Annotated in this window: 12 protein-coding genes; 5 read left to right on the forward strand and 7 right to left on the reverse strand. The window is 64.0% G+C overall.

Translation table 11 applies throughout. The features are described 5' to 3' along the window. Positions 1 to 4: 4 nt before the first annotated feature. Both X733_RS149145 and X733_RS149140 read right to left on the reverse strand, forming a co-directional pair. Complete coding sequence (locus X733_RS149145) at positions 5 to 1189, reverse strand: cell wall hydrolase (protein ID WP_023818992.1); 1185 nt, start codon at positions 1187 to 1189, stop codon at positions 5 to 7. Positions 1190 to 1325: 136 nt separating this feature from the next. Next, on the reverse strand, positions 1326 to 2621 hold the full coding sequence (locus X733_RS149140) for an MFS transporter (protein WP_031193431.1): 1296 nt from the start codon (positions 2619 to 2621) through the stop codon (positions 1326 to 1328). 117 nt (positions 2622 to 2738) lie between these two features. On the opposite strand from X733_RS149140, the gene X733_RS149135 reads away from it, so the two are divergent. Next, positions 2739 to 3647 carry a LysR substrate-binding domain-containing protein gene (locus X733_RS149135; RefSeq protein ID WP_023668489.1) on the forward strand — a complete coding sequence of 303 codons (909 nt, stop codon included), beginning with the start codon at positions 2739 to 2741 and terminating at the stop codon, positions 3645 to 3647. Between the two features lie 230 nt (positions 3648 to 3877). Here X733_RS149135 and der read toward each other — a convergent pair whose 3' ends face one another. Then, positions 3878 to 5308 carry a ribosome biogenesis GTPase Der gene (der, locus tag X733_RS149130; RefSeq protein ID WP_023729305.1) on the reverse strand — a complete coding sequence of 477 codons (1431 nt, stop codon included), beginning with the start codon at positions 5306 to 5308 and terminating at the stop codon, positions 3878 to 3880. A 59-nt stretch (positions 5309 to 5367) separates the two neighbouring features. Continuing rightward, entirely contained in the window at positions 5368 to 6030 is a 663-nt protein-coding gene (locus X733_RS149125) for a tetratricopeptide repeat protein (protein WP_023692117.1), read from the reverse strand. A 192-nt stretch (positions 6031 to 6222) separates the two neighbouring features. Between X733_RS149125 and X733_RS149120 the strand changes: the two genes are divergently transcribed. Continuing rightward, entirely contained in the window at positions 6223 to 7227 is a 1005-nt protein-coding gene (locus X733_RS149120; RefSeq protein WP_031193433.1) for a polysaccharide deacetylase family protein, read from the forward strand. Positions 7228 to 7253: 26 nt separating this feature from the next. Here the strand turns inward: X733_RS149120 and sbmA are convergent, their stop codons facing one another. The 3 genes from sbmA to X733_RS149105 form a co-directional block, all read right to left on the reverse strand. Then, the gene (sbmA, locus tag X733_RS149115; RefSeq protein WP_023704870.1) at positions 7254 to 8522 is read right to left on the reverse strand and encodes a peptide antibiotic transporter SbmA; all 1269 of its coding nucleotides are present in this window, start codon (positions 8520 to 8522) and stop codon (positions 7254 to 7256) included. Between the two features lie 115 nt (positions 8523 to 8637). Then, the gene (locus tag X733_RS149110) at positions 8638 to 9795 is read right to left on the reverse strand and encodes a YbfB/YjiJ family MFS transporter (protein WP_031193435.1); all 1158 of its coding nucleotides are present in this window, start codon (positions 9793 to 9795) and stop codon (positions 8638 to 8640) included. 81 nt (positions 9796 to 9876) lie between these two features. Next, positions 9877 to 10092 carry a hypothetical protein gene (locus X733_RS149105; protein WP_023668495.1) on the reverse strand — a complete coding sequence of 72 codons (216 nt, stop codon included), beginning with the start codon at positions 10090 to 10092 and terminating at the stop codon, positions 9877 to 9879. Between the two features lie 94 nt (positions 10093 to 10186). On the opposite strand from X733_RS149105, the gene X733_RS149100 reads away from it, so the two are divergent. From X733_RS149100 to X733_RS149090, 3 genes are all read left to right on the forward strand, one after another. Further along, complete coding sequence (locus X733_RS149100; protein ID WP_023687096.1) at positions 10187 to 11101, forward strand: LysR substrate-binding domain-containing protein; 915 nt, start codon at positions 10187 to 10189, stop codon at positions 11099 to 11101. 85 nt (positions 11102 to 11186) lie between these two features. Next, the gene (locus X733_RS149095) at positions 11187 to 12443 is read left to right on the forward strand and encodes an aminopeptidase (protein ID WP_023684389.1); all 1257 of its coding nucleotides are present in this window, start codon (positions 11187 to 11189) and stop codon (positions 12441 to 12443) included. Between the two features lie 15 nt (positions 12444 to 12458). Beyond that, entirely contained in the window at positions 12459 to 12815 is a 357-nt protein-coding gene (locus X733_RS149090; RefSeq protein WP_023704867.1) for a DUF488 domain-containing protein, read from the forward strand. The last annotated feature ends 61 nt before the right edge of the window (positions 12816 to 12876 follow it).

The following is a 12876-nucleotide window of genomic DNA, read 5'->3' on the forward strand; positions in this document are numbered from 1 at the left end:
GGGCTCAGCTCCAGCCGCCGCCATACGTGCGGTAGAAGATATGCAGGCCGATCTTGGTCATCTTCTGCATCGTGCGCGCCCAGCCCGGATGGACATAGTTGGCGTAGTAATGGGTCGATGAGCCGACTTCGGGAATGAAGATCTTGCCGGCGGTGACCGCCATCGCGACGTCCTGCGCGGTCTTGTAGTGGGCGGGGCTCTCGATGCGCTTCTTGCGGCCGTCGCAGGCGAAGGAGAACTGGCAGCGGTTCAGCCAGTTGTCGTTCTGGTAGACGACGCCGCAAATCGAGTTCGGATAGGCCGGATTGCGGACTCGGTTGAGAATGACCTGCGCGACGGCGGCCTGGCCGCGCACGGATTCGCCGCGCGCCTCGAAATAGATGCCGTTGGCGAGGCAGGCCTGCTCCTTCGTGGAGAAGACGCTGGCCGGCAGCGGGTTCTGGATCCACGAATGATCGCCCTTGGCCATCGGCGGAATGAAGCGCCCGCTGCTCGGCTCCTCGTCCTGCAGCAGCGCTTCGAAGGGCGAGGCCTTGGCGTAATCGGGTTCGGCCTGGGCATAGGCGGTGGCCAGCACGTCCGGTCTGTCATTGTTGACGAGGGCGGCAAGCATGGCCGGCACGCCGGGATCGGGCTTCTTGTCCACATTGGTGTGGAAGGCCTGGGCGATCTGGATTTCCTTGCCTTTGATGCCGGGCTTGGCGAAGGCGAGCTTCAGGCCGCTGTCCATGCTCGGCCGCAGCAGCGAGGACGTGCGCTGGAAGATAGAGCCGGCATTGAAGTTCTTCGGCGGCGCCACCGGCGAGACCTGGATGATGCGGCCCTTCTTGTCGGCACGCATGACGCGGTCCTCGTCGGGCGTGATGCCGGCGACATTGCCCTTGCCGCGAAACGAGACCTTGCCGACGCCGGGCAGGCGTACGCCCGAGCCCGAGAGCGAACCGGTGGTGACGGAATCGATGAAAGGCATTTCGGCGGCATGAACCGAGCCGGCGACGGAGCGCTCGACATAAGAGTTCCAGCGGGAGCCCGATGCTTCGAGGCCGGAAATCAAGCTGCCCATGTCCTGGTAGGCGACGACGGTCGGAAAGCCGATCCAGATGCCGAGCCCGACGACCAATGGCGATACGAAGGAACGTTTTTTCTCACCGGCGGCGGCGGCCAGCCGCTTCAGGACACGTCGATGCACGGGGAACTCTCCAGAAACGCCACTGAGCCACTGGAGAGCCAAAGTGAAGCATTAACCTTGATGCGGGGTTAACGCGGTCGATCGTGTTGTTCCGAAGCGGCCCGAAATGGGACGCCGTTTGCCGGCCGGCAACCCGTCAGTTCGGCCGCAGGAAAATTGGCCATGCAATCATGGCGCAGAGCGCGCCCACCAGCCAGACGCCAGGCCACGACCAGACAAGCAGCAAAGCCGGAATGGCGGTCGGCACCACGAAGAAGGCGATGAAGACGAAGCTGTTGGCAAGACCGAGCGCGGTTCCGGCGCGGCTGGCACCGGCAAGCGTGGCGAGTTCGGTGTAGGCGACGCCATGCCAGGCGGAGACCGAAATGCCGGCAACGACCAGCAGCACGGCGATCGCCGTGATCAACGCGGCATGGGAGCCTGGCGTGGCTCCTGCCGCCAGAACCAGCAGGCCGAGGGCCGCGAAACCAAGCGCGCTCGTCATGCTGCAGAGGCGCAGGAACCAGCGGCGGTTGCCATGGCGGTCGGTGAAGCGGCCGCTCCAGACGCGCATCACCATGGCGCCGGTCTGCACCGCGGCAAGGCTGGCGCTGATCGTGAGCGTGGCCATGCCGGCGAAATCGTGCAGGAAAACGGAGGCGAAGGTGAGCACCGCCACTTGCGGAAAGCAGAGCAGGCCGATGGCGGTGGCGATGCGCCAGACCTCGACATTGCGCAGCGGCGCCGGACCGCCCGACTTTGCCATGGCCATGCTGCCGGCATTGTCCAGTTCCGGCGGCTGGTGCAGCCATCGCCAGGCAAACAGCGCAGAGACGGCGTTCATGGCGGCCAGCAGCCAGAAGACCGCCGCGAAACCGTGCACCGATGCCAGCGACGGCAGGACCAGCGCGCCGAGCCCGCCGCCGAGCGGGACCGCAGTCTGCCTGATGCTCATGGCAAAGCCACGTTCGCCTTCGTGGAACCAGGCCATGATGGCGCGGCCGCTGGAACCGTTGACGCTGCCGCCGAGCAGGCCGGCGACCAGAAGGCATGCGGCCAGCATTGCGACGCCAGGCACATAGGTCACTGAGGGCACGATGAACAACGCCATCAGGGCGAGCCACGCCGCGGTCGCACCAAGGCCGGTCAACAGCACGCCGCGATCTCCCCAGCGGTCGGTGAGCAGACCCCAGGGCAGTTCGCTCAAGGCGACGCCCAGTCCGAGAAGGCCGAGGACCAGACCGAGATTGCCATTGCTCAAGTGATAGCCCGACCGCAGAAACACCGCCGCCGCCGGTATGCCGGCGAAGGTGGCGGAGAAACTGGCATTGGCGGCAACGCCAATGCCAAGCACCTTCCAGCGATGATTGGCGCGAAATCGTTCAACCTTCGACGTGACGGCGGCGGCTCGGCCAACCCGGCCTGGCTCACAATTTGCGTCGGCAATCGACATGGCGGGACTCCTGTTGATGCCCTTTCGGGACCTTGACGCCTCGTCTTTACCGCCATAACTTCATCCCGGATATCGGGAAGTTTTTGACAATTGTTCCCGAAAAACAGGATCGTTGTGATGCGCCGCGTAACCTTCGACCTCGATGTCCTTCGAAGCTTCGTCACCGGCATGGAACTCGGCAGCTTCGCCAAGGCCGCCGACCGGCTTGGACGCTCGACCTCGGCGGTGAGCGCGCAACTGAAGAAGCTGGAGGACCAGGCGGCGACGCCGATCTTCCGCAAGTCGGGCCGCGGACTGGCGTTGACCGAAGCCGGCGAAACCATGCTCGGCTATGCCAGGCGGCTGCTCGAGTTGAACGACGAGGCGGCCTCGGCCATCCACGACGTGGAACTGGAAGGCTGGGTCAGGCTCGGCCTGCAGGAGGATTTCGGCGAGGCGGTGCTGCCGGAGGTGCTCGGACGCTTCGCCCGCGCGCACCCCAAGGTCAAGATCGAGGCGCGGATCGGGCGCAGCTATGAACTCGCCGAGCGGATCACATCAGGCAATCTCGACATTGCGCTGGCCTGGGACAGCGGCCAGGCGCTGCCTTACAGCCGGCATGTCGGCGACGCGCAATTGCGCTGGATCGGGCCGGCAAAGCTTATCGAGACCAGGCTGCGCGAGGGCGAGGCACTGCCGCTGGTGGCGCTGGAAGCGCCATGCCTGCTGCGCACGGTGACGACGGAAACGCTCGACCGCGCCGGCCTGCCATGGCGGATGGCCTTCTCCAGCCCCAGCCTTGGCGGCATCTGGGCGGCGGTCGCCGCCGGCCTCGGCCTGACGATCCGCACCGATATCGGCCTGCCGGCCAATGTCAGGGCGATGGCGCCGCAAACGCTGGGCTTGCCCGCGCTGCCGACCATGGCGCTGGTGCTGCACCAGAAAGACGCCGAACTGGACCCGGTGGCGGCGCGGCTGGCGGATATATTGTGGCACGCGGCGGTGGCGGCGCTGCCGCAGGACGAGCGGTTGAGAGAGGTCGCTTAGACGGAAGCGGCTGTCCAGCGTAGCGTTCCGTCACACCCCTCTGTCCTGCCGGACATCTCCCCCGCAGGGGGGAGATTGGATCTCGCGAATGCTTTCGCCAATTTTCAACGTTGCAAGAGAGGCTCCAAAGACGAAACGACTGATCTCCCCCCTTGAGGGGGAGATGCCCGGCAGGGCAGAGGGGGGTGCTGTCCCGCCAATCTTGCGGAGAATTTCGCAACCGTCACCGCTCACTTGCGCTTGTTCGCTCTCCCCGCGAACGGGTTGTCCGAAGTCCGCAGCGCTATCCTGATCGGCACGCCGGGCATGTCGAAGGCTTCGCGCAGGCTGTTGGAGAGGTAGCGGACATAGGATTGCGGCATCGCGTCGGGCCGCGAGCACTGGACGACGAAACCCGGCGGCCGGGTCTTGGCCTGGGTGACATATTTGACCTTGAGCCGGCGGCCGGCGACAGCGGGCGGCGGGTGATGCGCCAGAATGCTTTCCAGCCAGCGGTTGAGCTTGCCGGTGGAAACGCGGCTGTTCCACACCTTGTGCGTCTTGATGACGGCATCCATCAGCTTGTCGAGGCCGCGCCCGGTCTCGGCCGAAACGGTCACCGCCTGGATGCCGCGCACCTGCGGCAAAAGCCGTGTGGTCTTTTCGCGCAACTCGGCCAGCAGTTCCTGCGGATTGTCGATCAGGTCCCATTTGTTGAAGGCGATGACCGGCGCCCTGCCCTCGCGGATGATTAGGTCGGCGATCTGCAAATCCTGCTTCTCGAAAGGGATGGTGGCGTCGAGCACGATGATGACGATCTCGGCAAAGCGGATGGCGCGCAAGCCGTCCTGCACCGACATCACTTCCAGCTTCTCGTGGATCCTGGCCTTGCGCCGCATGCCGGCAGTGTCGAACAGTTTTAGCCGGCGGCCATGCCAGTCCCAGTCGACGGAGATTGAATCGCGGGTGATGCCGGCTTCCGGGCCGGTCAACAGCCGCTCCTCGCCGATCAGCGCGTTGATCAGCGTCGACTTGCCGGCATTGGGCCGGCCGACGACGGCAATGCGCATCGGCTTGGTGTCGTCATAGGCGGGTTCGGCGTCGGGATCGGTGATGTCCTCGCCGATCAGCACCTCGCTGGCGGCGACGTCCTCGGCCTCGTCTTCTTCCTCGCCGAAGGCGCGGTCTTTGCCCAGCGCCTCGATCACCGCGTCGCGCAGATCGGGCATGCCCTGGCCGTGCTCGGCCGAGACCGGGATCGGCTCGCCGAGGCCGAGTTCCCAGGCCTCCAGCATGCCGCCCTGGGCGCCCTTGGCCTCGGCCTTGTTGGCGACCAGCACGACCGGCTTGCCGGATTTGCGCACGATCTCGGCAAAGGTGCGGTCGTCGGGCAAAAGGCCTGATTTGGCGTCGATGGTGAAGAAGATCAGGTCGGCTTCGCGGATCGCGATCTCGGTCTGCGCGCGCATGCGGCCGGGCAACGTCGAGGCGGCGGCGTCTTCGAAACCGGCGGTGTCGATGACATCGAAATGCAGATCGTAGAGTTTGGCCGCGTGGACGCGACGGTCGCGGGTGACGCCCGGCGTGTCGTCGACAAGCGCCAGCTTCCGTCCCACCAGCCGGTTGAAAAGCGTCGATTTGCCGACGTTGGGACGGCCGATAATGGCGACTTTGAAGCTCATCCGGCCCTACAATCCGTCATCCATCGCCCAAAACCGCAGCGCATTTTGGGCGATGCGTATCATGACGCGCCCGAGCCGCGGATCAGTTCGGACATCAGCGTCGCCCGCTGGCGCGCATTGCGCGGGGCGCCGTCATCGGCGGCGATCTGGTCGAACAGCTTCAGCGCATCCTGGGTCTTGCCTTCCTTCCAGGCGGCAAGGCCGAGCGCTTCGCGCGCCGTGTGGCGCAGCGTGTTGTTGTCGGCGGTCAGCGCCTCGACGCGGCTGGAGACATCGGCGACGGAGCCGTGGTCGACGAGCAGCAGGGCTGCCCGCAGGCGCGCCATGTCGCGAATGCCCTGCGGAATGGCGGTGTCGGCGGCGACGCCATCGAAATCCGTAACGGCGGCGGCAAAGTCGCCCTTGTCGGCCTTGACGGTTGCGGCGCGCATACGGGCGAGCAGTGGATAGGCGCCGTAGCCATCCTTTTCCAGCTGTTCGAGCGCTGTCAGCGCCTCGTCGCTCTTGCCGTCATTGGCAAGCTTCAGCGCCTGCGAGAAGGCATCGCCCGAGCGGTTGGCGCGGGTCTCATCCCAATAGCGGTAGCCGACGAAGGCAGCGGTGCCGAGCACCACCAGGATAGCAAGGCCAAGCAGCGCCGGACCGAAACGATCCCACAGCGCCTGCGCCTTTTCGCGGCGCATCTCGTCGTTGACTTCGCGGATAAAACTGTCGTCGGACATCAATCAAAACCATTGCTGCCCCAACAGGGGCGCTTCTTGAGCCCGCGTTTTAGCGAAATTTCGCGGGCATGGAAGGGGCTGGGCAGGAAAATCGGCTAATCGCCGGGCGCATAGCTGCCGACTTTGATCGCACCCACGCCACATTTTGCCGATAGCCGGCTTGGACTGCCTCCGATCAAGCCCAGATTGCCGATGCCTCGTTTGTCCCGCGTTGTTGCGTTTTCCTCAGCCGTGCTTGCCATGGCGGGCACTGCTTTCGCCGACCCGCCGGCGCCGCCTGCCCCGGCAAAGCCGAAGCAAATCGTCATCATCTCGTTCGACAGTGACCGGGAGATTTCGCAATGGCAGCGCAGCCGGGCGCTGGCCAAGCGCACCGGCGCGCATTTCACCTACTTTCTGTCCTGCGTCTTCCTGCTGTCGCCGCAGACGCGCGCCGAATATACAGCGCCCGGCAAGTCCGCGGGCAAATCCAACATCGGCTTTGCCGCTTCGAAGCAGGACGTCGCCGATCGGCTCGATCAGATCGGGCTCGCCGCTTCGGAAGGCCATGACATCGCCAGCCATGGCTGCGGCCATTTCGACGGCAAGGACTGGAGCAAGGCCGACTGGCTGAAGGAATTCGCATCGTTCGAGCGCATTCTGGAGAACGCCTATGCAATCAACGGCATTGCGCCCGAGCCCGCAGGCTGGCGCGCTATTGCCCATGCCGTGGTCGGCTTTCGCGCACCCTACCTCTCGACCGGCAAAGGGCTCTACAAGGCCCTGGCTGAAGCAGGCTACGACTATGACGCCAGCGGCGTTTCGAACGGCCCGGTCGAGCCGCCGACCAGCGGCGGCCTCACTCGCTTTTCGCTGCCGCAGATCCCGGAAGGCCGGAGCGGCAGGCCGGTGATCGCCATGGACTACAATCTTTATGTCCGCCACTCCGGCGGCTTCGAACGGCCGAGCCAGGCAGCCGAGTTCAGCGATCGGACCTACCAGGCCTTCCGTGCTGCCTTCGACAAGCAATATCAGGGCAAGCGCATCCCGCTGGTGCTGAGCTTCCATTTCACGCTGATGAATGACGGCGCCTACTGGAATGCGCTGGAGCGCTTTGCCGACGAGACGTGCGTGAAAGCCGACGTCGAATGCATCAGTTTTCGCGATTATGTGCAGCGGCAACGTGGTAGCGAGAGGCAGGCGGCGGTGGGCGGCTGAGCCGCCAACCGTCTATGCAGATAGGATCAAGCCGGGTCGGGTTCCTTTGCCTGTTCCTGACGCTCCATGAAGTGGCGGTCAATGTCGGGCAGCGGCTCGCCGCGAATCGTCGCCTCGAAGGCGCGAAGGCGCTTGTGAACTGACAGAAGCTCGACAATCGTCGACCAAGAATTGACGAGATACTGGAATGAGTTGGTTACCTGACTGAAGGCTGAACTGACCTGGTTGATGAGACCCAGCGTCAGCGTTCCAGCGATCATGGAAGGCACCATCAGGAAGTAGGAGAAGACGTTGTTGGTCTGAAGATAAAGATAGCGGACCACGTTGAAATACACATAGTGGAAATACAGGCGAAAGTAGTTTTGCCGCACACTCGCAAACAGCTCCGCGACGGTCGGCGGCTGCGCCCGGGCCGGATCGTCCTCACCGTAGACGAGTTCCTTGCGATATGCTGCCTCGACGCGCTGGTTACGAAACTGCAAGCCAGGAAGCTTGATGCCTGCGGTCGCAATGATGACTGTACCGAAGACTGCCCAGAAGATCGCAGCCAAAACCAGCGGCTGAGGAACATGACCGATCAATGGCAACTCTGTGACATGCTTAGAATAACTGAGCAGGATCGGCATGAAAGCGATAAGCGTCATGATGGAATCGACGAAGCTAGTGCCAAGGTCTTCCATTATCTTGGAAAACCGCATCGTGTCTTCCTGCACACGCTGTGCAGCGCCCTCAATATGGCGCAGCTTCGGCCAATAGGACATGTAGTAATTGTTCATCGCAGTGCGCCAGCGAAACACCCAGTGGCTGACGAAGAAGTTTGTCAAAACGAACACGGTAACCGCGACAAGAGCGATACCGAGGAAAGTGATTATTTGAGCGTAAAGATCAGCCTCGGTTGCCTTGACCGTTTTGCTAACGATGCCCTGAATGAGGTCCCAGAATGGTCCATACCATGCGTTGATCGCCACGCTTACCTGCACCTGAAAGTAGGTCGTGAACAGGAGCAGCGAACTGCCGAGGATAGACCATTGGTCCCACGGGTGCGGAGAATACCAGTGCCAGAAGCCATAGAATATCAAAACGCCAAGCGCATAGTAGATGTAGAACCAGAGGAACGGAGGCGACCAGAACACCGAGACGCCTATGATGGGCGGCGCGTCGGCAAGAGCCGGAGGCAAGCCGAGAAACGCGCCAAGCTGGTCAGCACCGAGGAACCAGGCTGCCACGAGAACCGCAGTCCAGACGACGGCCGAGATGAAAAACAGCTTCGGCTGCGGGAAGAAGGATACGAACACTGTGGTGAAATCCTCGGTCGGTGCGCAAATCAGCGGGGTTCGGCGGGCATAAAGTCACACATTAGGTGGAAAGCAAATGCCCGTACCCGATGCCCGGCATCGAGCAAGACCACAATCATGGCGATTTTGGCGCGGCCGACCAGGTGATCCCAGCAGATACCAGCAATACGCCAGCAGCGACGATCGAGGCCAGGAAGAAGTTGCCCGAGGCTTGCGCCAGCAGTCCGGCGACGATCGGGCCGACGATCTGGCCGATGCCGAAGGAAGCGGTCATCAGCGCAAAAATCCGGCGCGGCGCCTCCGGCACGAGCTGCCTTGCCGTCTGCAGGCCGAGCGCGGTGATGGCGATGAAGGTGCCGCCGAGCAGGACGCCCGCCAGCAGCGGCCCGGCGGTGCCGCCGATGGCGACGCTGGCGGTGACGCCGACCACTTCGACCAGGCAGCCCAAGGCATAGGCGGTATAAAGCCCGATCCGTGCCGCTACCTTCTGCCACAGCCAGACCGAGGGAAAGCCGGCAAGGCCGGTGACCATCCAGACGCTTGCCTCGAAGACGCGGCCGCCGCCGCCCTGGCGCACGATGGCGACCAGGAAGGTCGCCGTCACCACATAGCCGAAGCCGAACAGGCCGTAGGCAACGATGACTTTTGCCAACGACCGGTCCCTCGGCAGTGCCGGTTCGCGGTCGGCCACGCCGCGGCCAGGTGCGGTGCCGCCGGCGAGCAAGGCGACCACCGCAAGGCCGCCGGCGGAAATCGCTGCCGACCACAGCCAGCCCGAAGCCCAGCCGGCATGTTCGGTGACCAGAACCGCCATCAGCGCTGAGGATGCCGCGATGCCGAGGCCGACGCCGCCGAAATGCAGCGCCTGCAGGTCGCTTCTGTTGGCGGCTGCCAGGTGACCGAAGACGATCGAGGCCATGAACACCATGACGAAGGCGCTGGCGAGACCGGCAAGGAAGCGGAGGACGACAAAGGCGGTCATCGTCTCGCTCAGCCCCATCAGGGCGGCGAGCGCAGCACTGGCGGCAAGGCCGCCAAACATCAGCAGGCGCTCGCGCCCATGCGCCCAGCCGCCTGCCGCCGCAAGCGCGCCGACGAGGTAGCCGAGATAATTGGCCGACGCGATCCAGCCGGCATCGGCCGGCGACAGATGCAGTTCTTCCATCATTCCGGGCAGGATCGGCGTGTAGACGAAACGGCCAATGCCCATGGCGACGGCCATGGCGATCATGCCAGCGAGAGCAAGGCGCAAGGGTGATGGAGCGGCGTTCATTGCAGCGCACCATAGAATTGGCGACCGATGAAACAATCCGCTTTGTGTTGGGCCAGCGGGCGCGACTAACGCCCCCGCATCTCAGCCGCAGCCGACCGCCCCGGTCTCGTAGGCGGTGCGGCGCGCCGTCAGCCGGAACGGGATATCTCCGAGTTCGCGTTCCGACATGGTGTCCAGCACCGGATGCGACAATGGGTCGGTAACCCAGTCGATGACATCGCCGCCGTGCATCCCATCATAGCGGTCCGGCCGGAGGCCGGCAGCGGCTAAGATCTTGAACAATGATACGATCGTCATCCTCGCCTCCTCGGTCTGACTGTCCCACTAAAATCTGCCTTGTCGGGCTGTCTTTCAATTGAGATTTCAGCCGCGCCGGTTTAGAAAAACTGAAATGGCTATGCTGAACCGCGTCCATCTCAACGGCCTGCGCGCCGTCGAAACCGTCGCCCGCCTCGGCTCGCTGGCGGCCGCTGCCGGCGAGCTCAACGTCTCCGTCAGCGCCGTCAGCCAGCAGATCAACCGCACCGAAAAGCAGCTTGGACAGGCGCTGTTCGAACGAACGGCGAGCGGGCTGGTGCTGACCGAGTTCGGCACGGTTTTTTCCGCCCGGCTTGGCGCCGGTTTTCGCGAGCTGGCGCAAGCGGTGGCGCTGGCCGACGAGGCAAGCCAGTGCACGCTGGTGGTTTCGGTGGCGCCGGCCTTCGCTTCGAAATGGCTGCTGCCGCGATTGTCGCGGCATTTCGACCGCCATCCCAACGTGCTGCTGCGCATCGACGCCTCGGTGCGGCTGGCCGATCTCGAGCGCTCCGACATCGACATCGCCATCCGGCTTGGCGACGGCAAATGGCCGGGCGGCCGGGCGGAACTTTTGTTGGCGCAGGAAGTCTTTCCGGTCTGCGCGCCGGTGATCGCCAAGAAACTGAAGTCGATCGAAGACCTGGCGCAGACCTGCGCCATCACCGACGAACGGGCGATGATCAACTGGGAGAGCTGGTTCAAGGCTGCCGGGGCCGAGCCGGTCAGCTTCCGCAAGGGCGCGCGCTTCACCGACCCGATGCTGTGCCTGGAATCGGCGATCGCCGGCCATGGCGTCATGCTCGGCTGGCAATTGCTGGCCGCCGATGCGCTGGCCGACGGCCGCCTCGTCGCGCCTTTCGGCGTGCGGGCGCAGAGCGGCCTCGGCTACTGGCTGGTGACCTCGGCGACCAAGACCGAAAGCCGCAAGGTGCGCGATTTCAAGATCTGGATCCGCGAGGAAATCGCGGCGACCGTGGCGCAGTTTAGCGCGCTGGAAAGCGCTGCCTAGGGCTGTCCGTCGCGACGGTGCTGGAAAGGACAGCCGCGCCGGCCTATGTTGGAACTCTCACTCCCGGACCAAGGCAGGCAGGATCATGACCACACATTCGCGCGGCGTTTCCGCAACGATCGACCCGGTGAAGCTCGACAGGCTGGCGGAAGTCGCCATCAAGGTCGGGCTGCAATTGCAGCCGGGGCAGGATCTGGTGCTGACCTCGTCGATCGCAGCACTGCCGCTGACCAGGCGCATCGTTGAGCACGCTTATAAAGCGGGCGCCGGCCTGGTGACGCCGATCTTCAACGATGACGAGATCACGCTGGCGCGCTTCCGCTACGGCGCGGATGCCGGCTTCGACCGCGCCGCCGGCTGGATGTATGAAGGCATGGCGAAGGCCTTTTCCAACAATGCGGCGCGGCTTGCCGTGCGCGGCGAGGACCCGTCGCTGTTGTCGGCGCAGGACCCGGCGAAAGTGGCGCGCGCCAACAAGGCGAACTCGATGGCCTACCAGCCGGCGCTGGAAAAGATCACCGGCTTCGACATCAACTGGAACATCGTCGCCTACCCGGATCTCGCCTGGGCAAAACAGGTCTTCCCCGGCGATGCCGACGATGTCGCCGTGGTGAAGCTCGCCGATGCGATCTTTTCGGCATCACGGGTCGATGTGGAAGACCCGATCGCAAACTGGACGGCGCACAATGCAGCGCTGCGCGGCCGCACAAAGTGGCTGAACGAGCACAATTTCCATGATCTGCATTTCAGCGGCCCGGGCACCGACCTCACCGTCGGGCTGGCCGATGGCCATGAATGGATGGGCGGCGCCTCGACTGCCAAGAACGGCGTCACCTGCAATCCGAACATCCCGACCGAGGAGGTCTTCACCACGCCGCATGCACGGCGCGTCTCCGGCCGTGTATCCTCGACCAAGCCGCTGTCCTACCAGGGCACGCTGATCGACGATATCTCGGTGCGTTTCGAAGAGGGCAGGATCGTCGAGGCCAAGGCTTCGAAGGGCGAGGACGTGCTGAAGAAAGTGCTCGACACCGACGAGGGTTCGCGCCGGCTCGGCGAGGTGGCGCTGGTGCCGCATTCCTCGCCGATCTCGGCCAGCGGCCTGCTGTTCTTCAACACGCTGTTCGACGAGAACGCCGCCTGCCACATCGCGCTCGGGCAGTGCTATTCAAAATGCTTCGTCGACGGCGCCTCGCTCACCCAGGACGAAATCGCCCAGCGCGGCGGCAACAAGAGTTTTATCCACATCGACTGGATGATCGGCTCCGACAAGATCGACATAGACGGCGTGCACAAGGATGGCCGCAAGGTGCCGGTGATGCGCAAGGGTGAGTGGGCGTAAGCTCGCGGAGGGCGGATGGCCTTCGACCTGACGGTCAAGCGAATTTACGAAGCACCCGCGCCCGATGATGGGCAGCGGGTGCTGGTTGATCGCATCTGGCCGCGCGGCATCAGCAAGGAGGATGCCGCGCTGACGCTGTGGCTGAAGGAGATCGCGCCGAGCGATGAATTGCGGAGGTGGTTCGGACATGAGCCGGCGCGATGGGCGGAGTTTCAGGTGCGGTATTCGGTCGAGCTGGATGGGAATAGAGAAGCGGTGGCGAAACTGCGTGGCTTGCTCGGCAAGGCCAAGGTGACGCTGCTTTATGGCGCACATGACGAGGCGCATAACAATGCGGTGGCGTTGGCGGGGTATTTGCGCTGGACGGGTTGAGAGACAGCGAACCGCTGCATACGCCGCAAGCGAAAGCCTTCACAATTAGCGATCGCCCTCC

Source organism: Mesorhizobium sp. L2C066B000 (genome assembly GCF_000502335.1).
Classification (GTDB): Bacteria; Pseudomonadota; Alphaproteobacteria; order Rhizobiales; family Rhizobiaceae; genus Mesorhizobium.